We start from the raw sequence: 25,371 nt of genomic DNA on the forward strand, positions 1-25,371 counted from the left end.
CAATAACGGCAAATTTTAATTCTGTTTTACATCCGCGGGACTTGAACGGTAGTCAGACCGACGCTTCAGCTGATATTGGCGCACCGCGCGGTTGTGCTCGGTCAGGGTCTCGGAGAACTTATGCGAGCCGTCGCCCTTAGCAACAAAGTAAAGGGATTGCCCCTCCTTTGGGTGCAGGGCGGCATGGATGGCTTCGCGCCCCGGCAGAGCAATCGGTGTGGGCGGCATGCCCTTGATGACATAGGTATTGTAGGGCGTAGCCTCACGCAGATCGGCACGGCGCAAATTGCCCGCGTAATTTTCACCCATTCCATAAATTACGGTGGGGTCTGTCTGTAGACGCATCCCTTTATTCAGTCGCCGGACAAAAACCCCGGCAATTTCGTCGCGTTCCCAGGGCACTCCGGTTTCTTTTTCCACAATGGAGGCCATTATCAGTGCATCGTAGGCGCGGTCGTAAGGTAAATCACTCGCGCGCTTTTCCCACTCTTCAGCGAGTACACGGTTCATACGCTGATGAGCTTGTCGCAGGAGATCCAGGTCGGTGGTACCCGAGCGATAAATATACGTATCCGGGAAAATCAACCCCTCTGGGTTGCCCTCGATACCCAGTGCCTGCGCTGCCGCCGCGACGGTTGCGGCGCTCTCTGTAGGCTTTATTTTGTTTGACCCACGCACCAGGTCCAGGGCTTGGGCAAATGTCCACCCCTCAACTATCGTAAGACGATAGCGGGTGACATCCCCGCGGTTCATCCGGGCCACCAGATCCATGGCATTACTTCCCGCAGGAATCAGATACTCCCCGGGGTGTATATGTCCCAGTTTCTTCACTCGCGCGTACGCAAGTACCAGACGCGGATAACGCACCACATCCTGGCTCGCAAGCTCGTGTACTACGCGGGAAAGGTTGCTGCCGGACTCAACGTCGATACGCAAACCATCCAGCGGGACGTCCAGGGGCTCAACCAGCGCATTTTGAGTGAACCAGAATGCCGCGCCGCCAGCGAAGACACCAACCACCACCAGCACAAGAAAAACGCGCAGAGCTTTTGATAACAGCCCGATACCCGATGGCTGGCGTTTTGACGACTTTGTGGAAGCATTCTTACTGCGCTTTTTATTCGCTACCATAACTTTTCCGAAATTCTTTGCTGCAATGCCGATACGGCCGGCCCGGGCATTACCGGAATGCTCTCATTTGGTGTCACCGACATACCACTCGGTGACCGGTGCACCGATAGCAGTCGCGCCGGTACCACTCCTCGGACGCTATTGCAGACTGCGAGCTCGTCTGCCACCTGTAACTCCGAAAGTGAAATGTCATCATCGCCGATTTCCACCTGACCAGCCAGCCAGCGAAGCATTACGCCCCGCACTCCAAACCGTCCAAGGTTCGGGGTGCGCCAGCACCCATCACGCAGGATAAGCAAGTTACTGCGGGACGCCTCGATGGCAAAGCCATCCGGGTCGCAGAGCAATGGCTCCAGCAGGGGGCCACCGGCACTACAGAAGGCGGGAAAGCGCCATTCATTCGCCGCCAGATCGTAGGTTTTTCGATCGAGCAATTTACAACCCAAGTGATCGGATTGCACAGAACCTATGCACGAATTGGCATCGGAATCACTGAAAGGTGAGCGGGTATCCGCCTCGCTCAAACGAGTGTCGCAGGGTCCGAGTAACACACCATTGTCCCAGGGTGACGGAACTTCCAGCGGGAATGCACTGATATCCCAATGCGGAGACAACACGGTATCGGTGGACACACTTCCGTAACGCAAGCGCAGGCGAGCACCGTGAGCCCAGTGTTGTGTACGGGCGGCAACCGCGCCCAAGGACTCGGCGATCCTACACTGGGTATTGCGCGCGAGATTCGCGCTGCGCGTGAGCCTCTCAATGTGTAATTGCAACAGAGGGATAGACCCGCGGTCCGCACGCATAGTCTCCAATAGCCCATATTCAAATGCACTATCGGGAACGACGGCCTGCTGCTCACCGCTGGCAGAGTAGTAAAGAGAGAGTGTATCCGTCACGGATATAAAGTGTTGGCGACAGCCCGACGATTGCACAATCTGCCGGGCACTCACCAGTGCAGTCAGTTAAACACGCTGAAAGATCAGCGAGCCATTGGTACCACCAAACCCAAATGAATTGGACAAGACCGCGTCGATTTTCATTTCCTGGGCTTTATGGGGTACCAGATTTACGCCGACACAGGCTTCGTCAACATTGTCGAGATTGATGGTCGGGGGAGCTACCTGATTTTGTAGGGACTTCACAGAAAAGATCGCTTCAATGGCACCAGCCGCGCCCAACAGGTGGCCGGTCATAGACTTGGTGGAGCTGACCGCAAGCGTGTCCAAACAATCGCTGAATACCGAACGAACCGCAGCAATCTCCGCTTTATCACCTAACGGTGTGGAAGTGCCATGGGCATTGATATATTGGATCGCGGACGCCTCCATACCCGCATCTTTCAATGCGTTCGCCATAGACAATGCTGCACCAGCACCATCTTCCGGAGGTGATGTCATATGATGCGCATCGCCACTCATGCCGAATCCACTCAGCTCGGCGTATATTTTTGCTCCACGGGCTTTCGCGTGCTCGTACTCTTCCAGTACCAGCACACCGGCTCCCTCCCCTAATACAAACCCATCACGGTCTTGGTCCCATGGGCGACTGGCCGCCTGGGGGTCATCATTGCGCGTGGACAGGGCGCGCGCCGCACAAAACCCACCCAAGCCGACCGGGGTGGTGACCATTTCCGCACCGCCGCAAACCATCACATCGGCGTCGCCATACTGGATGGTGCGCAGACCAAGGCCAATTGCATGGGTACCAGTGGTACAGGCAGTGGTGGTAGAAAGATTCGGGCCTTTCATACCGTATTTAATCGACAGATTGCCGGACACCATATTGATGATGGCACCAGGCACGAAGAACGGAGAAACCCGACGCGGGCCCTTCTCCGCAATCAGCATGGCATTGTTTTCGATGGCCGCAATGCCGCCCATTCCGGAACCGATACAGGCGCCAACACGCGGTGCAATTTCATCAGTGACTTCCAGGCCGCTGTCTTCCATGGCCTGGATACTGGCACTCATGCCGTACTGCAGAAATACGTCCATCTTGCGCGCTTCTTTTTGCGCAACATGGGGTTCGGGATCAAAATTTTTGACGGTTGCCGCAAAGCGGGTGGTGAATGCAGAAACATCAAAAGTCTCAATCGGCACGACACCGCTGGTGCCAGCCAACAAAGCGGACCAGGTATCCTCAAGTGTGTTGCCGAGCGGGCTGACTACGCCCATACCGGTGATAACGACTCTTCTTTTAGACACTTGTGCCTCCCCCGAAATAAATCTACTGCGCCACAACGAGAATGCTGTTGTCGGTCGCTTGTTTATCAATATGCATTTTTTATCAATATGCAAATAAACGGAGAGCCGCGCTATGCAACATAGAACGGCTCTCGCGATGCTTTCAGTACTGCCTAAACACTCTTGTTAAGACAGTACGAGCAAAAGGCAATGCGTACCTTTTACTAACGCTATCCAGCAGGAATCAACCCAGGTTCTGGTTGATGTAATCGATGGCCAGCTGAACAGTGGTGATCTTCTCTGCTTCTTCGTCAGGAATTTCAGTTTCGAATTCCTCTTCCAAAGCCATTACCAGCTCAACTGTGTCGAGGGAGTCAGCGCCCAGATCTTCAACAAAGGATGCTTCAGGTTTTACATCTTCTTCCTTCACGCCCAGTTGTTCAGCAACGATCTTTTTTACGCGCTCTTCAATGCTGCTCATGATTCAATTTAACTCCTAGTGGATAAAAATCTGTTTTGGTCACTGTATAAAATTTGCACGCCATTATTGGCGAATCAGTAACCGGCTAACACAGCTTGTGGTTAATGCGAGGCGGCATTGTACCCTGATTTTTTCGGGATGTAATGCACCGCCTCCCAGCAACCGTTGAATGATAAATTTTTCTTTACCAATCAATTAGTTACAGCGATTTTCTCGAGAGAAAATCAACCCATATACATGCCGCCATTCACATGAATGGTCTCCCCGGTCACATAGCCACCAGCATCACTGGCCAAAAATGCGACAACCGATGCGATCTCTTCTGGCGCGCCCAGGCGACCCAGAGGAATTTTGCCCAGTAGCGCTTCACGCTGCGCTTCAGGCAGAACTTTGGTCATATCGGTATCGATAAAACCTGGAGCGACAGTATTAACAGTAATACCTCGCGATCCGACTTCCGCTGCCAGCGCCCGAGCAAAGCCACCAACACCGGCCTTGGTTGCAGCGTAGTTGCTCTGGCCCGCATTACCCATGCTGCCAACCACGGAGCTGATATTGATGATTCGCCCCCAGCGCGCTTTGGTCATATCGCGCAGACACGCTTTGCTCACACGATAGACGGCAGTCAGGTTGGTGTTCAGGACATCTTCCCACTCATCGTCTTTCATGCGCATCAGCAGGTTGTCTTTGGTAATACCGGCGTTGTTCACCAGAATGGTCGGCGCGCCAAACTCGCCTTTCACCGCCTCCAATACTTCCCCGATGCTTTCCACGCTAGTGACGTTCAGTTCTTTGCCGGCACCCTTGATACCTTTTTCCGCAAAACGCGCAGAAATTTTTTCAGCACCGGAGGCACTGGTGGCGGTACCAATGACGATAGCACCCTGTGCGCCCAGCAAGTCGGCAATCGCTGCACCAATGCCGCGACTTGCGCCAGTAACCAGTGCAACCTTTCCTTCCAGCGAAGTTGAAATTGTCATAGTTTCTCCCGATCACCTACTACAGCAGCCAAATGCAACTGCAATAAGGTGTCTCGTCCATTTTGTCTAATTTTATCGGTAACGATTACGGTGCGGTTGTTTTTGCCGCTTCCGATAACTGCTCTGGCTTTTCGATATTGAGCGCGCTCAGGTTTCGGTCGATACGCTTGGCCAGTCCGGCGAGCACTTTACCAGGGCCACACTCTACCAACTGCTGGATACCAGATGCGGCCATTGACTGCACGCACGCCGTCCAGCGAACCGGGCTGTAGATCTGCTCGACCATCAATGCTTTGATCGCCGCCGGATCACGCTCTGATTTCGCGTGCACATTGTGAACTACGGGAATTTCCGGCGCGTTAAATACTGTCGCTTCAATTTGCGGCGCGAGTTTTTCTGCGGCCGGGCGCATCAACTCGGTATGAAAAGGGGCGCTCACCGGAAGGGGAAGAGCCCGCTTGGCCCCAGCGGATTTACAGGCCTCAATCGCGCGCTCCACAGCTGCGGCACTACCGGCAATGACAACCTGCCCGGGAGAGTTATAGTTCACAGCGGACACCACCGCGCCTTGCGCCGACTCAGTACACGCCGCCTCAACCGCCTGATCCTCGAGGCCGATGACTGCAGCCATGGCGCCCTCTCCGGCCGGAACGGCTTCCTGCATCAAGCGCCCGCGCTCACGCACCAGGCGCACACCGTCTTCGAATGCCAAGACACCGGAACACACCAGTGCCGACCATTCACCAAGGCTGTGACCGGCCATGATCGCCGGTACCGGACCGCCCTGCGATTGCCATGCGCGATACAGAGCAACACTGGACGTCAGGAGCAAAGGCTGTGTTCTTTCGGTCTGGTTGATTTCTTCCTGACTGCCGTTCTGGCAAAGATCCCAGAGATCGTAACCAAGTACAGAGGAAGCTTCAGAAAAGGTCGCGGCGACCTCGGGGAAAGCCTGGGCGGCATCAGCCAGCATACCGATCTGCTGGGAGCCCTGGCCAGGGAATACGAACGCCAAAACTGGATTGGTCATGGAACATCCTTTAACCAAATGATTGAATTCCAGGGAGGCTGTGCAGTTGGCGCCGACGCTTAGGCCGAAATACCGACGCGCTCTTTCACGTGTTAATTACACCCGCTTTGACGCTGGGCCTGGTATGCCATGGCCCTTCCGACCAAATGTGCCAGGTCTGAATCGGCACACTCTTTTGCGGTCAACATTGCGCGGTAAAACGCCTCACTGCTGGCACCGCCATGACTTTTGATGACGTTGCCTTCCAGCCCTAAAAAGCTGGCGCCATTATAGCGACCAGGCTCCAGCTGTGACCGCCATTTTCGCAACAAATTTATGGCTAATTGGCCAAAAAAACGCTTGATCGGCGCCTTGTTGTCAATCGTGAACGACTTCTGACCAATTAGTCGAATAACTCCTTCAGCGGATTTCATCGCCACATTGCCCATCAGGCCGTTACAGACCACCACATCTACCACGCCGGTAAAAATATCGTGCCCCTCAACAAACCCCACATAGTTAATCGCAGGGTCAGCCTGCAGCAACTGACCGGCACGACGGATCTCTTCTGTCCCCTTGTGCTCCTCGGCGCCGATGTTCAGCAGCGCTACGGAAAGCGCCTCTTTCCCAGAAAAAACGCGCTGCGCCTCAACACCCATCCGGGCGAACTGCAGTAGATCTTCAGCACTGCAATCAATATTTGCACCAAGGTCCAGCAAAAAGCACGAACCATCCGCGGTGGGCAGCGACTTGCCGAGGGCTGGGCGTTTCACACCTTCCACTGTACCGAGAATACTCCGCCCCAAAGCCAGCAGTGCACCGGTATTCCCGGAGGTCACCATAGCACCGGATTCTCCGGTGGAAACCGATTGCAGCGCCTTGGCCATTGAGGATTCGCGCTTGTGACGTAATGCCTGTACCGGGTTGCAGCCTTGGGTTATCACCTGGACGCAATCCACCACCTCCAGGCGCTCACGCACGGATGGCGGTTCTTTGATCAGGAGGGACTGAAGTTCAGAGCGAGGACCGAACAGTTTGAGTTCTGCCCGGGGATAGCGGATAAGAAACCTTGAGCAGGCCGGAACGACAGAGCGGGGACCTAAGTCCCCGCCCATCGCATCCACGGCCAATCGAAATTGGCTGGACAAAACTTACTCTTCTTCGGAAGAGCCGCCAACATCGATCACTTTACGACCGCGGTAGAAACCGTCTTTGGTCACGTGATGACGGTGGTGCTTTTCACCAGTAGTCGGATCTACGGACAGAGTTGGTCCGCTCAGAGCGTCGTGAGAGCGACGCATGCCGCGACGGGAACGGGTTTTTTTGTTCTGCTGAACAGCCATTTGGTGCTCCTAAACATACTTAACAGTTAACACCGGAACCGGGGCGCCTACCGGCGAGCCCAAACCCTTCAAACAACTCTTACGACTTGTTTGACGAACCCTTCAACTGTTCCAGTACTTTAAAGGGGTTTTCTCGTTGCTCTTCTGCTTCCGGCTCCTCACTACGACTCTGGAATGCCTCTTGTGCGACGCAGTCCCAGTCGTGATAAGCCACCATGGGCAGGTTGAGCAAAATCTCATCTTCCAATACCTGATACAGGTCCAGCTCATCACCTTCCTGTATCACCGGGTCCAGAGACTTGGGTAGTGAATTACCCTGCTCTTCCGACCACACAAACCCCAAGGCGATTTCTGCTTCTATCGATTCACTTACCGGTTGCAAGCAACGCTGGCAAAGTAAGCCGACTGTCAACGCAAGGCGACCGGTGGCCACCTGGTTGCGCTGCAGATCCCTGGCAAATGACAGGGAGACCGCTATATCGCCCTCAACCGACTCCGTGGCCGCCATCAGTCTCGACAACGCTTCCGGAGGTACGGTACCGTCCAGCTGTTGCCCGCGCTGCACCAATTTGCGTGCATCTATGCGGCGTGGCAGCGCGGATCTCAGGTCCGATTTCTGCGCTGAATCCTGGGCAGTCTTTTGGGGGGGTATCGACATAAGCGCGCAATTCTATGGACTCACCTGAGCCTTGTCAAAACAAATCATCCAACGCATGCTCAGCGGCCCCAATGCCCGGCACACCGCTGTGTCGGCAGATCGAAGCAGACTTGGAACCCACCAATAAAGGAAGCTCTCATGCGCCGCCTAATTCTAGCGTCCAGCTCCACCTACCGCCGCCAACTGCTGGAAAAGCTGCAACTCCCCTTCGAGTGCCACGCACCCCATATAAATGAAGAAGCATTCCCCGGCGAATCCGCCACAGAGCTTGCGAGTCGCCTGGCCACGGAAAAAGCGCTCGCCCTGACCGGCGACCACCCGGACGCCCTGATCATCGGCTCAGACCAGGTGGCCGAATGCAATGGCGTCCTGCTCGGCAAGCCCGGCACCGCCACCAACGCCGTCGAGCAACTCGAGCGATGCTCCGGCCAAACGGTCAACTTCCACACGGGCCTGTGTCTGGCCGATGCAAGTAGCGGCACACACAGCACACTCTGCGAAATATTTTCCGTGCACTTTCGCAATCTGGGAAAGGACAAGATCGAGCGATACGTGCAGCTGGATAACCCACTCGACTGCGCAGGTTCGTTTAAAGCGGAAGGTCTGGGGATCGCCTTATTCGAAAAAATGGAAGGATCAGACCCAAACTCCCTTGTTGGGCTTCCATTAATTCGATTGATTGACCTGCTTCAGCAGCATGGAATCAGCCCGCTTAGCTGACTTCGCGCACTCAAGCCACCAGTGGAGGCCACTCCAGAAGCTCGGAAAAATGGTCAATCACACGCTGCGGGCCGCATTCGTGGAGCCGCTCTCGGCTATGCACGCCGTAGCTTACGCCGATCGACGGCATGTTGATGGCCGAGGCCATCCTCAAGTCGTATTCCGTATCGCCAACCATGACCGCCCCGCTCAGCGGGGCACCCGTTTCCGCAATAATTTCGCGCAACATGGTGGGGTTCGGCTTGGAGGCGGTTTCATCGGCGCAGCGGCTAGTGACGAACAGATGCCCTACCCCGTGATCCTCAAACTCCCGACTCAGCCCCCGACGACTTTTACCTGTCGCAACCGCCAGCTCATGCCCGGCACCCAATAGCTTGTCGAGTGTGGCCAATACACCGTCAAATAGCGGCAAAGGCTCGCCTCGCGCCGCAAGCCACTCATCGGCGTAGTAGTCTCGAAGGTCGGTGCGCTGCTCACTATGCGCTTCCGGGAACAGTGCCGCGATGGCCTCCGGCAAGCCCAGGCCAATAATGTTTCCTATTGCCGCAGGCTCGAGAACCGGAAGCCCCGCCCGATTGGCCGCCCGCTGCATACAGCTCACGATACGCGCCTCGGAGTTACATACGGTTCCGTCCCAATCGAGAATTACCAGCACCAGCGGTCACCTCACAATAAATCAGATCGCCAAAAAACCGGGCTAACGCAGCTTAACCAGCACCGCCTCCAGCTCAGCCGGCAGCGGCGCTTCAACATTCACCCGGGTACCGTCAGGCAGAGAGCACCCCACACCGGCGGAATGCAGGAATAGACGCCTCAACCCAAGATCACGGAAACTGGCATTCACCTCGTCCGGGGTGTACTTCACATCCCCAGCCAGCGGGCAGCCAACAAACTGGGCATGCACGCGAATCTGGTGGGTGCGCCCGGTCACTGGCTCGGCGCGCACCAGGGTCGCGCCATTGAAACGCTCCTCTACTTGGAAGCGCGTCGTCGAGGGCTTACCCTCTCCGTCCACTACCACCATGCGCTCGCCGCTTTTGAGGGTGTTTTTACGCAGCGGCGCCTCAACAAGCTTTTGCGCCCGCGGCCATTTGCCGGCAGCTAACGCAAGATAGGACTTCGCCATCTTGCCGGCGCGCAGCTCACTCTGCACATGCAGCAGCACGGCGCGCTTGCGCGCAACCAGGATGGCACCACTGGTATCCCGGTCCAGGCGATGCACCAATTCCATAAACGGGCTCTCGGGGTACATCTGACGCAGCGCCTCAATCAATCCGAGTCGAACGCCGCTACCACCGTGGACCGCAAGACCCGCTGGCTTATTGACAACCAGGAGCCCGCCGTTGTCATAGAGTATGGCCGCCTCCAGCGTGCGCCGGAGCTGCTCACCCGCGACCGCCGGTGGCGCCTCCTCGGAAACACGAATTGGCGGCACCCGCACCAGATCACCGCCCTTCAGGCGATACTCAGCCTTCACCCTCCCTTTATTTACGCGCACTTCACCTTTACGGAGAATGCGATAAACACGCGAGCGCGGCACACCCTTAAGGCGCGTCTGGAGGAAATTATCGATTCGCTGTCCAGCCAGCTCTTCAGGCACAGTGATAAATTGGACGCCCGCGCCAACACCCGCAACACCTCCAGCGCCACTCGAAGAAGCGCTGGAGGTATCTGTGCGGGAATCTTTGGCCCGGGAGGGTTTATTTGGGGAAGTTTTTGAGGGGGTATTTCGCATGGGGCGCATGATAGCCGCACACCTCCCCCTTTTGAAGCGCCACGATCAATACCTCGATTGATGCCCCCCATTGACCGTGGTATATTCGGCCGGCCTGAATTGGGGCCGGTTTTCGGCGGTGCACGGTTTTTCTGCTATAAAAACCAAGGTGCCGCTCTTGAGAAAATACCGCCAATTCGGCCGGTGCGCGGAATACCGCGTTATCAACAAAACTCTGTCGGTGAGACCCTTCGAGAGCGCGTCGCAAGGCGGTGCCAAGGGCGCGCAGAAGCGCCTCTCCTGAAGCTCTCGCCGACCTAAACCCGACGACATACGGGATTATTGCGAAGGTAAGACGGGCAGTTGCCCGCAGCGCTTGGAACAAACTCGACTCGTTATATCTCGCTCTGAGATTGCGCGCCAGCGACCGAACTGGCCCCCGGCCCCCGCCTGTGATGCACAATGCCATCCTTGCGCCGCCGGCAACTACTAGACCAAAACCAGGGCCCAGCCACGAGCCGGCCCCAGAGCGAAGAGATGTGACCCATGCTTGCCCTACTCGGCAAGTAGCCAGGACCCGCCCAAAGAATCACGCTGGGCCGGACTGGCAGGATCTGAATACACCCGAACAAGAAGGGGTATTCTGAGTTAATTCGATATGTACTCGGCAGATGTGCCCAATCTGGAGGCACCCCCTGCGCGGGCAGCATACGAGGCAGCCGTGACCACCTGGCCAAAACCGGCTCATGGGTCTTCACGGCGGTACCACCAAGGCCTGCGAGCTTCAGCGGCGTTTTACCTTTGCGCAACCGCAAGGAAAAAACCAACGCATGAAGAGAATGCTTATTAACGCAACCCAGCCAGAAGAGCTGCGTGTTGCACTGGTCGACGGCCAATGGCTGTACGACCTGGACATCGAAAATCGCACCCGCGAACAGAAAAAAGCCAACATCTATAAAGGTAAAATTACCCGCGTAGAGCCCTCCCTGGAAGCCGCATTCGTCGACTACGGTGCCGAGCGCCACGGCTTTCTGCCCCTGAAAGAAATCTCCCGCGAATACTTCAACAAACAGCCCAAAGACATCGAAGGCCGCATCAAAATCAAGGATGTGGTCAAAGAGGGCATGGAAGTCATTGTCCAGGTCGATAAGGAAGAGCGCGGCAATAAAGGCGCCGCCCTTACTACCTTTATCAGCCTGGCCGGCCGCTACCTGGTATTGATGCCAAACAACCCCCGTGCGGGCGGCATCTCCCGCCGCATTGAGGGTGACGAGCGCAGTGATCTGCGCGATGCCCTGTCCAGTGTGGAAGTACCTTCCGGCATGGGCATTATCGTGCGTACCGCCGGCGTTGGCCGTAGCGGTGAGGAGCTGCAGTGGGACCTGAACTACCTGCTGCAACTGTGGACCGCCATCAAGAAAGAAGCGGACGAGTCCAAAGCCCCCCACTTCCTGTTCCAGGAAAGCAACGTCATCATCCGTGCCATTCGCGACTATATGCGCGACGACATAGGCGAAGTGATCGTCGATGACAACGGCGCCTACCAGCTGGCCGCAGAGTTTGCCCGCCAGGTGATGCCGAATTACGCCAACAAGGTAAAGTTCTACGACGACAATATCCCGCTATTCAATCGCTACCAAATTGAAAGCCAGATCGAGACCGCCTTCGAACGAGAAGTAAAACTGCCTTCTGGCGGCTCCATCGTGATAGATATCACCGAGGCCCTGATCTCCATCGATATCAACTCCTCTCGCGCCACCAAGGGCGGCGATATCGAGGAAACGGCACGCACCATCAACCTGGAAGCCGCAGACGAGATCGCTCGCCAGCTGCGCCTGCGCGATATGGGTGGCCTGGTAGTCATCGACTTTATCGATATGCAGAACAAGTCCAACCAGCGCGAAGTGGAAAAGCGCATGGAAAAGGCGCTTGGCATGGACCGCGCCCGCGTTCAGGTTGGCCGCATATCCCGCTTCGGGTTGCTGGAAATGTCCCGTCAGCGCCTGCGCCCGTCTTTGAGTGAAACCACACACCGGGTCTGCCCACGCTGTAGCGGTCAGGGCACCATTCGCGGCACCAAATCCCTGGCGCTGTCCATCCTCCGTCTGGTCGAGGAAGAAGCGAAAAAAGAGCGCAGTGCAGAAATTCGCGCAATCACTCCGGTGAACGTCGCCACCTACCTGCTGAATGAAAAGCGCAAGGCCATTTCCAACATCGAGTTCCGCAACAATACCCGTGTTGTCGTGGTACCCAATGCCGACCTGGAAACCCCGCACTTCGAAGTTCAGCGCCTGCGCGATGACGATTCCACCACCCTGGAGACGTCGTACAAAATCGCCGGCACCATCGAAGAATCCGCAGACAAGAGCGACGACGAGCCTCTGCGCCCGGTGGCCCAGCCTGCGGTTCAGCAGATCGCCCACACCGCACCTGCGCCGACGCCGGTTGCCAAGCCCAAGCCGAAGACCAAGAGCGACAAGGGCGAAGAAAAGCCCGGGCTGTTCAGCCGTCTGATCAGCGCCATCTCCGTCCTGTTTGGCGGTGACGACGAAGACGACCGCAAGAAGCACAAGAAGTCCAAGGGACGCGGCAAGAACTACCAGCAGCGCGATCGCAATCGCAACCAGCGCGGTGGCCGTGGACGTGGACGCGGTGGTCGCGGCAACCGTCGCGACGACCAGCGCAGCGATGACCGCAAGGAAGACACCCGCGGCAAGCGCGGTGACAAGCGTCGCGATGACGATTCCGAACGTCGCAATGAAACTGCCCGTGACGGTGGTCGAGACCAGAATCGCGATCAGAACCGTGACAGCAACCGCGAGCAGAACCGCGAAGGTCGCGAGGGCGGCCAGCGCCGCAGCCGTCGCCGCCGCGGTGGCGATCGTCGCAACGATCAGCAGGTCGCTTCTGCCGACGTAGAAAACACCAACCTGGAGAATGCGGAAGCCGCAGAATCCGGTGATGATCCGCAGCGCCCGGCGCGTCGCCCGAGCAATGTGCGCGGCCGACCGCAACCGCGTCGTCGCGGTCGTCGCGGCGGTGACAACCGCAACGATGAGCAGGCCCAGCAGGACAATCGCGAAAGCAATGCCGACACAGCGGAATCCAGCGCACGCGAGAGTGAACAGCGCGAAGTGACCGCCAAAGCGGAACGCCCTGCCCGCGAAGAGCGCGCCGAAGCCAAGACTGGCAACACGGAAAGCAAACGCGATCAGGCCCCGCAGGAACGCAAGCCGAAGCAGGAACGCAGCGAGCCAAAAGCTCCGCAGGAGCAAGCACAAGAGAAGCCGAAAGCCTCTCCTTGGGCAGAGGGCGCTGAGCGCATTGCCGAGCAGACGGAGCCAAAAGCCACTGAAGCAGAGCGTGAACCCAAACCGGAAGTAGCAAGCAAGCCTGCTGCAGAAGAAGTGGTAACCGAAACCGAGCCCAAAACCGAAACACCGAAGACCCATGCAGAAGGTGACTTCCTTGCAGAAACTCCGGTAGAAACTGCGGCAGTGCGCAGCGGCGAAACTGAAGCAGAAGCGCCGCAATCAGACACGCCTGCAAAAGGCGCACCTGAAAGCGCTACCGAAGCGGAGCCGAAAGCAGAGACTGCAGAAGTGGTAGCGGAGAAAGCGGAAGAAGAAGCCGGATCCGAACAAGTGGTAGAGGCGCCAGCAGCACCGGAAGTGCAGGTAACGGAATCTCCCGAGCCCGTACAAGCGGCCAGCACCGGCAAGCCTACCCGCGCCAGCAACGACCCGCGCATCAACCCGAAACCCCTGGTTGATCTGCAGATCGAAACCAAGCGCCCGGAAGTTGGCGAGCTGCGTCCGCTGGATACCGCGCAACCAGCCGATATCCAGCACAGCCCCCGCACCCTCTCCCGCCCCGCCAACGACCCTCGGGTAAAACGCGGTGCAGAAGAAACCAATAATTCTGCTGAGGCGAGCTAAGCGAGGCTGGGACTGACATGTAACCGATACCGGGTTAGCTGATCAAAATTGCAGCTAACCCTTTGAAGTTACTAAAAAAATTCGCTGCGCACTTGTACCCGCAAAACAGCTCGGTATAATGCGCAGCACAATTTGGTGGGGTGGCTGAGTGGTCGAAAGCGGCGGTCTTGAAAACCGTTGACTGTAACAGGTCCCAGGGTTCGAATCCCTGCCCCACCGCCATACGCAAAAAAGCCCGACTGGAAACAGTCGGGCTTTTTTGCGTATGGCGGTGGGGCAAACCTGGATGAGAGCCCCCGTTTCAACTCGCAGGGCGAAGCCCGATGAGCAGCGAGCGAAGCAAATCCCGGCCAGCAGGCAACGCCCCCCATCCACCTAAACATCCCAACTCCCCTCCCCCAATTGTCTAACCTAAAGAAAGACGCCTGAACCCGTTCAGCGCCCCTATTCACCCGTTACGCAGCCATGCATAGGAGTGGCGTGAAATTTAATCCTCTCTGGTTGATCGTAATCTGTAGCGTGACCGTGGTCACGGTACTCGCGATCCTCCATTACTTTGATCTCGACGACCGCCTCATCGAACTGATGCAGTGGATGGACACGCTCGGCTGGCAAGCTGGTATCTGGTTTGCCCTGGTAATTGCCCTTGCCATCGTGTGTCTTTTCCCCGGTGTCATCTTCACCATGGGAGCCGGCTTCGTCTTTGGGGTAATCAAGGGAACGATTTATGTGGTGCTGGGAACAGTGCTTGGCGCCGCCATAGCCTTCCTGATATCGCGCTACCTACTGGGCGAGCGCGCCTCCAACTGGCTGCTCTCCAAAGTGAAACCTCCAGACCTGGGTGAAATTCTGCGAGATGAAGGTTGGCGAATGATCATGCTGACACGCATGGTGCCCCTGTTCCCGTTCAAACTGTCCAATTACTTCTTTGGACTCACGCCGGTCCGGTTCCGGGATTTCTGCATCGGGAACTTCATCGGCGTTATTCCCATCACAGTCAATAACGTCTATGTGGGTTCGATCGCCGCAGACCTCGCCAGTATTGGTAGCGAGCGTAGCGCCCGGACACCAACAGAGTGGACACTCTACGGTCTTGGGTTTCTGCTCGCTGTTATCGCGATCATAGGGTTGACCCGCATGGCCCGGCGCGCGCTCAATCAAAAAATCGGCCATAAAATCGATGAAGGAGAGCTTTGATGCCCTGGATGAAATGGCTTCCCTGGCGGTTCTTCGTACGCAAATTCGCTACGGCGCATGGGTTCCTCGACCCACTTGCGGTAATGGCACGCTTACAACGGTTCGCGGAACCGTCTGAAGTCAGCGAGCCAATCGAGCTACTGCGTGCTGGCGTCATTTTCCATGCGCGCGCACTGATGAACAGTAAAGTCATCCAGCACAATCTCGACTGGGTTTGGCCGTACTGGATTGAGCGCCAGTTCGATCCGGCAGATATATCGTTTATACCGCGCGCTTTTTCCATCACACATTGCAACCTAAGCCATCGAAACTGGACTGCGGTCGGTGTTCCGGGCAGTGAAGAAATGCCGATTGTCGATCCCCGTGGGTTGCTAACACCCCACTACGATGGATGGTCGATCGATACCTGGATCATTGGAAACGACGGTGAAAATCTGTATCCCTCACAACGGGATGACGTCTCCCAGCAACTCGACCTGGAGGGCGGCGTCGCAGTGGTGACGGAGTCTGGCTCGGAGCAATGCAACCTCAACGCCCGCGTATGGGCGGAACTGGATGAACGCGCCAACAATTGCCACCTGCGGCTAAAAGCCACGCATAACAAGGGTGGCTGGCTTGTGGTCGCCCTGCGTCCGTGCAATCCGGAAGGCGTCGCGTTCATTCACAAAGTCACCCTTGAAAGCAGCAGGGACCGGTGGCTGGTGGACGGCAAGGACCGCATCCTGTTTGATCGCACCGTTGATCGTCACCACGCGTCCGACTACAAGAAAGGCGACATCGCACTCTATCTGCGCGAAGAAGGAAACGAAAACCATGCGGAGTGCGAAGTCGGCATGGCAACCGCTGCCGCACTCTTCCGAATCGAGCCGGGGGAAACACTGGATACCCTGGTTACCATTCCGCAGCACTGCAAACTGAACCTCGGCAATGCACCGGCCGGCTGGGCCCATAACCTCGAGAAACACTGCGCGTTGACGGTGCCCGACTCGCAGATGCAATTCATGTATGACGCCGCAGTGCGCACATTGATCCTACACTCCCCGCACGATGTTTACCCCGGCCCTTACACGTACAAGCGGTTCTGGTTCCGGGATGCCGCCTTCATGATTCAGTCGCTACTGCATGCGGGTTTACTGGAGCGTGCTGAGCGCGCCCTGGAGCGATTCCCTTCCAGACAGAAACGCAATGGCTATTTCCACTCTCAGGATGGCGAATGGGACTCCAATGGGGAGGCATTGTGGATCATCGACCAGTACTGCCGTATTACCAACTCGAAACTTAAAGCGGAGTGGCTCGATCCGGTCCTGCGCGGGGCCCACTGGATTCACAACAAACGCCAGGCAAAAGACGGTAGCCTAACCGGCGGCCTGCTGCCAGCAGGCTTTAGTGCGGAACACCTGGGCCCAAATGACTGTTACTTCTGGGACGACTTCTGGGGCATTGCCGGCCAACAGGCGGCGGTTGCCATCTGCGAGCGCGAAGGCCAACGCCAAGACGCGGAAATATTTCAAAATCACGCCGACGACTTCATGTTGACGGTGGATGAGATATTAAATGGGTGTGCCAAGCGCCTCGGACGGCCGGCAATGCCGGCATCTCCCAAGCGCCGCCTCGACGCGGGCGCCATCGGTTCCATCGCTGCGGGCTACCCACTCAAGCTGTACGATGCGGACGACCCCCGACTGCTGGACCTCGCCGAATTTCTACTGGAAAACTGCTTTGTATCAGGCGGGTTTTTCCAGGACATGATCCACTCCGGTATCAATGCGTATCTGACTATCCACGTGGCGCAGATTCTTCTGCGCGCGGGCGACCCGCGCTGCATTGATCTGATGCGCAATGTCGCCAGGCTTGCAACACCTACAGGGCAGTGGCCAGAGGCGATACACCCGCACTCTTTTGGCGGCTGCATGGGGGATGGACAGCACGCCTGGGCGGCAGCCGAGTGGGTTACCATGCAGCGCAACTGCTTTGTGCGCGAAGAAGGCGAGACACTCATTCTTGCCTCCGGACTACCACCCGAATGGTTAAGCGACGGCACAGCACAGCGCCCTATCCGCTTTGGCCCGGCACCCACACACTTCGGCACTATTTCCCTTGAAATTATTCCCGGCGAGAAGCCACGTATTTCCTGGAAGGGCAATTGGCACCGCGAAGCGCCGGCGATCGAAGTGCGCGCATTTGGCTATCGGGCGGAAGTCGCTGGCCCGGATACCGAAATGATGGAGCTCGAACCTCTGTGAATATCGTCATGCTCACCAACACCTACCTACCACATGTGGGCGGTGTTGCGCGATCGGTTGATGCGTTTTGCCGGGAGTACCGAAAACAGGGGCACAATGTACTGGTGGTCGCTCCAGAGTTCGCCGAGAAGATCGACAACGAAAAAGACGTTGTACGCATCCCTGCAATTCAGAATTTTAACGGCAGCGATTTCTCCGTGGCACTGCCACTTTCCGGAGAGCTCACCGAGCGCCTGGATTTTTTCGAGCCGGACCTGGTGCACTCGCACCACCCCTTTTTACTGGGCATGACTGCACTGCGTATTGCCCGCAGCCGCGAACTGCCTCTGATATTTACCCACCACACACTTTATGAACGCTACACCCACTATGTTCCCGCGGATTCAGAGGCGCTCAAACGCTTCGTTATTGAGCTGGCAACCCGTTATAGCAATCTTGCCAGTATGGTGTTTGCACCCAGCGAAAGCGTTGCAGATCTATTGCGTGAACGCGGAGTCAAGTCGCCGATCCAGGTTGTGCCCACTGGGGTCAAACTTGACGACTACCGCAATGGCGACGGTCGAGCTGCACGGGCGCGATACGATATTCCCGAAGATGCCTTTGTGATTGGGCACCTGGGGCGGCTCGCAGAAGAAAAGAACCTTGAGTTTCTATCCCGCGCTGTCGTCGAATTTGCACTGCGCAATGAATGTGCACACTTCATGGTGGTTGGCAGTGGTCCTCTACAGGGGCGCATAACCCGAATCTTTGCCGACGAGGGACTGGAAAAACGACTGCATCTCACCGGCATTTTGCAGGGGGAAGCTCAACGAGACGCATACAGTGCCATGAACGTATTTGGCTTTTCCTCCACCAGCGAAACCCAGGGTATGGTGTTGACGGAGGCTATGGCCGCTGGGGTACCCGTTGTCGCCCTGGATGCCAGTGGTTGCCGAGAAGTCGTTGATGACCGAATTAATGGCCGTTTGATTCTCAATCACTGTCAGCGTGAGTTGGTCGCCGGTTTACAGTGGGTGAACGACCTGCCGTCTGAGGAATACCAATCACTTTGCCGAAGTGCCCGACAAACCGCCGAGCGCTATTCCATGGAAAATTGCGCGGCCGCTGCGCTGTCCCACTACCAGTCACTGGTACATCAACACTGGCCGGTGGACGACTCTCTTTATGCCCAATGGATGCGCCTGCGCAACACCATCGGTGCTCAGTGGGAAATCCTTGAAGGTGTTACCAGCGCGGCCAGTGCTGCTCTGGATAACACCGGGAAAAGTAAACTCTAAATTCAACGCGAGCTGAAAGGCCCCGAATGCTAACCCGAATTGCCACCCGCCTCCGAATCTGGCGCCGGCGCGTCAGCCGCAGTGAATGGCTGGCGCGCATGATGAAATTGCGGATCAATGAGCGTGACCCCGATGCCCCTGCGCTGGTTCTGATCCAGATTGACGGACTGGCCAGGCCGCAGTTTGATCGCGCATTGGCCGAAGGCAAACTGCCCTTTCTCAAGAAACTGATTGAACGCGAGCACTACCATGTGGACGACTGGTATTCCGGGGTACCGGCAACCACCCCAGCCGTACAGGCAGAAGTTTTTTACGGTGTCAGGGCGGCAGTTCCGGCTTTCGGGTTCATGTCTGCAGACTCCCACGAAATGCTGCGCATGTACGAGTCGCACGGAGCAAATAAGGTAGAACAGCGGCTGCTGGACGAAGGCCACCAGCCGCTGTTAAAGGGGGGAAGCTGCTATGTAAGCTCATTCCGCGGTGGCGCAGACAATGATGAAGCGCACTTCTGCCCGGCTTCCAAGGGATGGGGGTCGTCGCTGCGAGAGGCAGGTCCACTGGCGCTGATTACGATGGTGCTTGCCAACCTGTGGAGCCTTATTCGCACCATCGGCCTACTGCTGCTTGAACTGGTGCTGTCCATTGTCGATTTCTTTCGCGGCCTCATAAAAGGCCAGGACTTTATGCGGGAGCTCATGTTTATCCCGACCCGTATCGCCATCACCATTCTGATGCGCGAGCTATCCACGGTCGGGGTAAAGATCGATATTGCCCGCGGGCTACCGATTATTTATGTAAATCTTCTCGGGTACGATGAGCAATCCCATCGTCGCGGCCCCAGCTCAAAGTTCGCACATTGGACCCTTAAGGGGATTGACGACGCCGTTGCCAGAATCTGGCGCGCCGCACATCGCTCGTCCCGGCGCCATTATGATGTGTGGATCTACTCTGACCACGGACAGGATGACACCACGCCGTACGAAGACCTGCACGGCCGAAGCTTTGCCGACGCCGTGAGTGAGGCGCTGTCTGGCTTACAGAAGACTCCCGGCGGCGGCAGATCTAATTCCGATCGCGGAGTGCAGCTACAACGGGTCCGACTGTTTGGTGGCCAATGGGTGCAGAAACTGTTTCCGGTAAAAACTGCCGATGAACAGCGGGACCAGGATGCCCCCATGGCGCTTTCGGCCATGGGGCCGTTGGCGCTGCTCTACAACATCCACTGCAAAGACATCCCCCAACAGACCATCGCCCGCATTCTTGTGGAACAAGCAAAAGCACCCATGGTGCTTTATGCAGATCACCAGGAACGTGTAATCGGAGAAGACGGCAAGCAGCTGAGCAAGATCAAGGGTTGGTGGCGTGAGGGCGCCTTTTCACTGCCGGAAGACGGACACAAGGTACTCGGCAATGATCATCCGTTTTTAGAGGAAACCACCGAAGACCTGGCACACCTATGCCGACACCCTGAAGCCGGAGATTTTATCGCAAGCGGCTGGTGCGCAGGCGGTGAAAGTATCACCTTCGCCATCGAGTGTGGTAGTCATGGCGGTGCAAGCCGCAAAGAGACCCATGGCTTTGCGCTGATGCCCGGTGATATTCACTTTCCCGACGACGGTCGCGGCCACTGGCGGCCGAGAGACTTGCGCAATGCAGCACTTGCTTTTCTACGCGCGCAACCGGCACAGAAGCTCAAGTCAGCGCCGCCAAATATTCCTGCGAAAGCGGCCCCCATAATCACCTCAGGCCGGCGCCAGAAGGCATCGGACAGGCAGGACTATCGGAAGCTGCGTGTGATGACCTACAACGTACATATCTGCAAGGGTATGGACGGAAAACTCTCCCCCGAGCGGATCGCCCGGGTCATCGCACGTTACTCACCGGATATCGTTGCGCTACAGGAAGTAGATGTGCGCAGACAGCGCACCGGCGGCGTGGATCAGGCCCACCAGATCTCCCGCCTGCTGTCCATGGATTGCCACTTCCAGCCCGCCATGCACCTGGAAGACGAACGCTACGGCGATGCCATCATGACGCGTCTGCCAATGCGCCTGGTCAAGAAAGACATTTTTCCCGGGCCATCCGAACACTCTCGGATGCACAAATTTGCAGAACCTCGCGGTGCACTCTGGATGGAGATTAATTTTCACGGCACCCTACTTCAGGTATTCAATACCCACCTGGGGCTATCGAAGGGTGAGCGGCTGCGTCAAGTCGACGCCTTGCTCGGGCCCAATTGGATAGGAAACCCCGAGTGCCCTAAGCCCAGGATACTGGTAGGCGATTTCAACGCACTTCCCAGTGCGTCGGAAATCAGGCGGCTCACCAGCGTTCTGGAAGATGCACAGCTGCAACTTCCCGGGCACAAACCCAAAGGCACATTCTTCAGCCGGTTGCCAAAAGCCAGGATCGACTACGTATTCGTGGATTCGGAACTCAAAGTCACCGATGTGCACGTACCACGCAGTGAACTGACACGCCTGGCCTCCGACCATTTGCCGCTGATTGTCGACCTCAAGATTCCCATTGACGCCCCCGGTACGGCAGACGACAGCTAAACTACCGAGTCATCTTGCAACTTCTGCCCTGCGCCCCCATTTACTGAAAAGGAGTACCAACGCGCTCAGACGGCCATAGCGAACACAGTGTTTCCAATGCGATACTGGTACACGCTATATTTCACCAAGGATCGGGCATTCACAGAACCTGACGCCTACTTGAAGGTCTAAAGCACTGGTTATATGATCCCAACAGATTTTATATTCACTAGCAGGAGACGCTAATGCAGCCCGAAGTTTATACACAGTCCCGAGCGCTGGACCGCTCGGAGTCCGCCAAAGTACTGCGTAACACCTACGCATTGCTGGCCATGACTGTTCTGTTCAGTGCAGTCACTGCCGGTGTTTCCATGGCCATCGGCATGGGCCGCGGCATGAGCCTGATCTGCTCTATCGCAGCCATTGCCCTGGTCTGGTTCGTTCTGCCACGCACCGCTAACTCCAGCGCAGGTGTAGGCGTAGTATTTGCATTCACTGGCCTGCTGGGCGCGTCCCTTGGCCCTATGCTGAACCACTACCTCGGCCTGGCCGGTGGCGGCCAAGTGGTGATGCAGGCTCTGGGAACCACCGCGCTGATCTTCTTCGCACTGTCGGCCTACGTGCTGACCACTCGCAAAGACTTCAGCTTTATGGGTGGCTTCCTGTTTGTCGGCCTGATCGCAGTACTGGTCTGCGCGATCGGTATGATGATCGCCAGTTTCTTCGGCGTGTACATGCCCCTGGCCAGCGTTGCTCTGAGTGGTGTGATCGCCCTGCTGTTCTCCGGCTTCATCCTGTACGATACCAGCCGTATCGTGAACGGCGGTGAAACCAACTACATCATGGCCACCACTTCTCTGTACCTGAACATTCTGAACCTGTTCACCAGCCTGCTGCACATCTTCGGTTTCGCATCCGACGACTGATGAGCCCGCTGACCCGGTTCTAACGGTGCCCCGCTCTGCGGGGCATTTTTTTATCGGTAGACTTTACTGACCCAATCCGGCTTTATCAGGTGGCTACACCCATGCAATTTACTCTCGTGGTGTACGGCGCTCCCCACAGCGCTCAGGGCGCAGGCACCGCCCTGCGTTTTGCCAAAGCCGTGCTGGCATCCGGACATTCGATTTTCCGGGTGTTCTTCTACGGGGATGGCATTCACAACGGCAGCGCCCTGGCGACGCCACCGCAAGACGAGCAGGATCTCCTCCGCCAGTGGCAGGCATTGCAGCAATCCCACCAGCTCGACCTCACGGTCTGCATCGCCGCCGCCCAGCGCCGCGGCGTGCTGAGTGAAAGCGAGGCGAATCGCCTGGAACGGCCCGCTGCAAACCTGGCCGATGGATTTACCCTGGCAGGGCTCGGACAACTGGCGGAAGCGACCGCACTCAGCGACCGCCTTGTGAGCTTTGGAGGCTGACCCTGTGACGAATTCCATACTCGCTTTGTGTCGCCATGCGCCCTACGGGACGACATTCGCCCGAGAGGGTCTCGAAGCCGTACTCGCGTGCGCCGCCATGGATCAGATCCCGGAAGTCCTGTTTATCAATGACGGGGTATACCAGCTGCTTGCGCAAAATCCGCAAGCCATCGCCGAAAAGAGCCTGTATCGCAACCTTCAGGCACTGCCGATGTTCGGGGTAGAGCGGATTTATATTTGCCAGAGAAGCGCCACTGAACGGGGCCTTGCACTGTCGCAGCTACAGCTCACCGGCGCCGATGTACAACTGCTGGAAGACCCTGGGTCATTAATCCGTCGCTTCGATCAGGTTTTGAGTTTTTGACATGACTTTACATATCGTCAACCAGTCTCCCCATGCGGGCAGTGCTCTGCGCGACTGCCTCAATGCATTTGCGGAAGGCGATGCATTACTCCTGATAGAGGACGGCGTTTACGCTGCACAGGAAAAAGCTCCGCTCGAACTCCCCGAGAATGACGTGTTCGTGCTGAGCGCCGACGCCGAAGCCCGCGGCATTGCCATTGCACCCGATCTCACGGCCATCGATGACCTGCGCTGGGTCACCCTTTGTGTCGAGCACACGCCGATCGTCAGCTGGTTTAGATAGCCGGGAGCCAGAAAAATGGAACAGACAGCAACACTGGTGATCGAAGGCCGCGAAATCCCACTGGATAAAGAGGGATTTCTGCGTAATCTCGATGATTGGAGCCCGGAAGTTGCCAGCGCAATTGCCGCTCAGGAAAAGATTGAACTGACGCACGACCACTGGGAAGTTATTCGCCTGCTACAGGCGTTTTACCGTGAGTTTGAACTGTCGCCCGCAATGCGACCGCTCGTTAAGTACATCGGCCTGCACCTTGGGCCAGAGAAGGGGCGCAGCATATTTTTGATGCAGCTGTTCCCGCCGAGCCCCGCAAAAATCGGAAGTAAGATCGCAGGGCTTCCCAAGCCGACCAACTGCCTTTAACGGTTTCCAGCATTTCCCCGTTGGGCGTCCGTCAGCCCGAATATCCGCGGCAATAACGCGAGCGCTTCTCGGCGCGCCGGGTGCCACGGGTGTGCAAAACTGATTCTCAGGCAATTGCCAAATTGTCCCGAGGCAGAAAACAGTGGACCCGGGGTTATCACCACTCCCTGTTCCAGTGCGAGCGGATAAGCGGCAAGCGTGTCAACTTGCTCCGGCAGTTCAACCCACGCCGCGAGACCTCCCTGCGGAACGCTCACACGGACTTCGCCGGGCCATTTTCCCAGTATTGCACGCAAGTGATCGTGCCTTGCGCGCAAGTCTCCACGCAAGCGACGCAGGTGCGCAGCGTAGCTTCCATCGGCGAGAAATGCGGCAACCCCCTGTTGCAGGTAGCGGCTGCCAGCCAACTGGGTGACCAGTTTTGTCTGCAGGATCTTGCGGTGCCATCGCGCACCGGAAACCCACCCCAGGCGCAGATCCCGGGAGAGGCTTTTGGAGAATGAGCTGCACAGAATGACCCGATCGTTGCGATCCAGTGCCTTGAGAGGATCCGGCACCGAAGTGAACCCGGTATCGCCGTAAATGTCGTCCTCGATCACCGCAAGATCAAACTCCTCGGCAAGCGCCAGCAAACGCTGCTTGCCTACCTCCGGCATCAGTGCACCGCCAGGTGTGGCAAACGACGGGGACACGATACAGGCGCGCACCGGCCAGCGACGTAACACCTCATCCAGCGCATCCAGGTCCATACCGGTATCAACCGCTGCGGGAATTTCGATTACCTGCAGCTCAAGGTATTCGAGCAGCTGCATCACCCCATAGAAGCCCGGCGATTCAACGGCTACTACATCACCGCGCTTACAGCTGGCCATTAGCGCGAGAAACAGTGCGTTTTGGCAACCGGACGTTATACAAAGCTCGTCCGCTCCAACCCGGCAGCCACGCCGCGCCATCAAAATCGAAAGCTGCTCCCGTAAGCCTGCATCACCGGCTGGCTCGTCGTAGTACTGATAACTGCCCTGTGACGGCCGCCGCAATGCCCGCGCAATCGCCCGATTGAGCGCGACAATACCAGACGGAGGCTCAGTCCCGGTGAATGTCGGCAATAGATCAAATGCCGCGTTACGTCCCATGATATCGAGCAACAGCTCGCTTACCGTGACCGGGTGCGGCGCCTCGATACGTGCGCGGCTGACCGGCTGCTGGACGCTCGGCGGGCGAATGGCGACGAAGTGACCGGCCTTTGGGCGCGCCTCAATCAATCCACGGGACTCAAGCCGCTGCAACGCGTGTTGCACCGTCGCTTTAGACAGCCGTCGATCCCGGCACAATGCGCGAATCGAAGGTAGTCGCTCTCCCCCACGCCAACGCTGCTCCCGGATGCCCTGCTCGAGCCAGGTCTCCAACGCCTCGTATCGAAATTGCTCGCTCACTCCGGCACACCTCCATTAAGCCTTACGGGACCAGAGCGGATCCCGGCACCAATCTGTACCTATTATAATTATTTTTATTATCCCTGACCCTACCAAA

General features: G+C 57.1%; 23 protein-coding genes and 1 tRNA gene. 12 read left to right on the forward strand and 12 right to left on the reverse strand.

What is annotated here, in order from left to right:
• Positions 1-15 precede the first annotated feature (15 nt).
• The 9 genes from mltG to AAFH99_RS11310 all read right to left on the reverse strand — a co-directional run bounded on the left by mltG (position 16) and on the right by AAFH99_RS11310 (position 7,788).
• Entirely contained in the window at positions 16-1,131 is a 1,116-nt protein-coding gene (mltG, locus tag AAFH99_RS11270; RefSeq protein WP_406827775.1) for an endolytic transglycosylase MltG, read from the reverse strand.
• Positions 1,125-2,030 (reverse strand): aminotransferase class IV, encoded by a 906-nt coding sequence (locus tag AAFH99_RS11275; protein ID WP_406827776.1) that lies wholly within the window; start codon positions 2,028-2,030, stop codon positions 1,125-1,127. Before AAFH99_RS11275 ends, mltG begins: the two co-directional genes overlap by 7 nt.
• A 66-nt stretch (positions 2,031-2,096) precedes the next feature.
• Positions 2,097-3,338, reverse strand: coding sequence for a beta-ketoacyl-ACP synthase II (fabF, locus tag AAFH99_RS11280; RefSeq protein ID WP_051686875.1), 1,242 nt, complete (start codon positions 3,336-3,338; stop codon positions 2,097-2,099).
• A gap of 223 nt (positions 3,339-3,561) precedes the next feature.
• Complete coding sequence (gene acpP, locus AAFH99_RS11285) at positions 3,562-3,798, reverse strand: acyl carrier protein (protein WP_010130751.1); 237 nt, start codon at positions 3,796-3,798, stop codon at positions 3,562-3,564.
• 224 nt (positions 3,799-4,022) lie between these two features.
• Positions 4,023-4,778: a 3-oxoacyl-ACP reductase FabG gene (fabG, locus tag AAFH99_RS11290; RefSeq protein WP_406827777.1), complete on the reverse strand. Its 756-nt coding sequence runs from the start codon at positions 4,776-4,778 to the stop codon at positions 4,023-4,025.
• An 85-nt stretch (positions 4,779-4,863) separates the two neighbouring features.
• Positions 4,864-5,808, reverse strand: coding sequence for an ACP S-malonyltransferase (fabD, locus tag AAFH99_RS11295; protein WP_043316112.1), 945 nt, complete (start codon positions 5,806-5,808; stop codon positions 4,864-4,866).
• 92 nt (positions 5,809-5,900) lie between these two features.
• A complete protein-coding gene (gene plsX, locus AAFH99_RS11300) occupies positions 5,901-6,935 on the reverse strand; it encodes a phosphate acyltransferase PlsX (RefSeq protein ID WP_406827778.1) in 1,035 nt (344 codons plus the stop codon).
• A 3-nt stretch (positions 6,936-6,938) separates the two neighbouring features.
• Positions 6,939-7,130, reverse strand: coding sequence for a 50S ribosomal protein L32 (rpmF, locus tag AAFH99_RS11305; protein ID WP_043316110.1), 192 nt, complete (start codon positions 7,128-7,130; stop codon positions 6,939-6,941).
• A 79-nt stretch (positions 7,131-7,209) separates the two neighbouring features.
• Entirely contained in the window at positions 7,210-7,788 is a 579-nt protein-coding gene (locus tag AAFH99_RS11310) for a YceD family protein (protein WP_406827779.1), read from the reverse strand.
• A 138-nt stretch (positions 7,789-7,926) separates the two neighbouring features.
• On the opposite strand from AAFH99_RS11310, the gene AAFH99_RS11315 reads away from it, so the two are divergent.
• The gene (locus tag AAFH99_RS11315) at positions 7,927-8,508 is read left to right on the forward strand and encodes a Maf family protein (RefSeq protein ID WP_406827780.1); all 582 of its coding nucleotides are present in this window, start codon (positions 7,927-7,929) and stop codon (positions 8,506-8,508) included.
• Between the two features lie 10 nt (positions 8,509-8,518).
• Here AAFH99_RS11315 and AAFH99_RS11320 read toward each other — a convergent pair whose 3' ends face one another.
• Both AAFH99_RS11320 and rluC read right to left on the reverse strand, forming a co-directional pair.
• Positions 8,519-9,163 carry an HAD-IA family hydrolase gene (locus AAFH99_RS11320; RefSeq protein ID WP_043316106.1) on the reverse strand — a complete coding sequence of 215 codons (645 nt, stop codon included), beginning with the start codon at positions 9,161-9,163 and terminating at the stop codon, positions 8,519-8,521.
• A gap of 42 nt (positions 9,164-9,205) precedes the next feature.
• The gene (gene rluC, locus AAFH99_RS11325) at positions 9,206-10,114 is read right to left on the reverse strand and encodes a 23S rRNA pseudouridine(955/2504/2580) synthase RluC (RefSeq protein ID WP_051687045.1); all 909 of its coding nucleotides are present in this window, start codon (positions 10,112-10,114) and stop codon (positions 9,206-9,208) included.
• A gap of 938 nt (positions 10,115-11,052) precedes the next feature.
• On the opposite strand from rluC, the gene rne reads away from it, so the two are divergent.
• The 11 genes from rne (at position 11,053) to AAFH99_RS11380 (ending at position 23,841) form a co-directional block, all read left to right on the forward strand.
• Entirely contained in the window at positions 11,053-14,160 is a 3,108-nt protein-coding gene (gene rne / locus AAFH99_RS11330) for a ribonuclease E (RefSeq protein WP_406827781.1), read from the forward strand.
• 134 nt (positions 14,161-14,294) lie between these two features.
• Positions 14,295-14,382 (forward strand) — tRNA-Ser (locus AAFH99_RS11335).
• 258 nt (positions 14,383-14,640) lie between these two features.
• A complete protein-coding gene (locus AAFH99_RS11340) occupies positions 14,641-15,357 on the forward strand; it encodes a TVP38/TMEM64 family protein (RefSeq protein ID WP_406827782.1) in 717 nt (238 codons plus the stop codon).
• Positions 15,357-17,600 carry a hypothetical protein gene (locus AAFH99_RS11345; protein WP_043316102.1) on the forward strand — a complete coding sequence of 748 codons (2,244 nt, stop codon included), beginning with the start codon at positions 15,357-15,359 and terminating at the stop codon, positions 17,598-17,600. Before AAFH99_RS11340 ends, AAFH99_RS11345 begins: the two co-directional genes overlap by 1 nt.
• A complete protein-coding gene (locus AAFH99_RS11350; RefSeq protein ID WP_043316100.1) occupies positions 17,597-18,877 on the forward strand; it encodes a glycosyltransferase in 1,281 nt (426 codons plus the stop codon). The genes AAFH99_RS11345 and AAFH99_RS11350 overlap by 4 nt, the downstream gene beginning before the upstream one ends.
• Positions 18,878-18,903: 26 nt before the next feature.
• Complete coding sequence (locus tag AAFH99_RS11355; RefSeq protein ID WP_406827783.1) at positions 18,904-21,435, forward strand: endonuclease/exonuclease/phosphatase family protein; 2,532 nt, start codon at positions 18,904-18,906, stop codon at positions 21,433-21,435.
• Positions 21,436-21,659: 224 nt separating this feature from the next.
• Positions 21,660-22,340 (forward strand): Bax inhibitor-1/YccA family protein, encoded by a 681-nt coding sequence (locus AAFH99_RS11360; protein ID WP_043316098.1) that lies wholly within the window; start codon positions 21,660-21,662, stop codon positions 22,338-22,340.
• 101 nt (positions 22,341-22,441) lie between these two features.
• Complete coding sequence (tusD, locus tag AAFH99_RS11365) at positions 22,442-22,834, forward strand: sulfurtransferase complex subunit TusD (protein WP_043316097.1); 393 nt, start codon at positions 22,442-22,444, stop codon at positions 22,832-22,834.
• A 4-nt stretch (positions 22,835-22,838) separates the two neighbouring features.
• Positions 22,839-23,198: a sulfurtransferase complex subunit TusC gene (gene tusC / locus AAFH99_RS11370; protein WP_043317921.1), complete on the forward strand. Its 360-nt coding sequence runs from the start codon at positions 22,839-22,841 to the stop codon at positions 23,196-23,198.
• Between the two features lies 1 nt (position 23,199).
• Positions 23,200-23,481: a sulfurtransferase complex subunit TusB gene (gene tusB / locus AAFH99_RS11375; RefSeq protein WP_043316095.1), complete on the forward strand. Its 282-nt coding sequence runs from the start codon at positions 23,200-23,202 to the stop codon at positions 23,479-23,481.
• 15 nt (positions 23,482-23,496) lie between these two features.
• Complete coding sequence (locus tag AAFH99_RS11380) at positions 23,497-23,841, forward strand: TusE/DsrC/DsvC family sulfur relay protein (protein ID WP_043316093.1); 345 nt, start codon at positions 23,497-23,499, stop codon at positions 23,839-23,841.
• Here the strand turns inward: AAFH99_RS11380 and AAFH99_RS11385 are convergent.
• Positions 23,838-25,274: a PLP-dependent aminotransferase family protein gene (locus AAFH99_RS11385; protein WP_406827784.1), complete on the reverse strand. Its 1,437-nt coding sequence runs from the start codon at positions 25,272-25,274 to the stop codon at positions 23,838-23,840. The two genes, AAFH99_RS11380 and AAFH99_RS11385, sit on opposite strands and share 4 nt — an antisense overlap.
• Between the last annotated feature and the right edge of the window lie 97 nt (positions 25,275-25,371).

Source organism: Microbulbifer sp. ARAS458-1, assembly GCF_045348205.1.
Taxonomy (GTDB): Bacteria; Pseudomonadota; Gammaproteobacteria; order Pseudomonadales; family Cellvibrionaceae; genus Microbulbifer.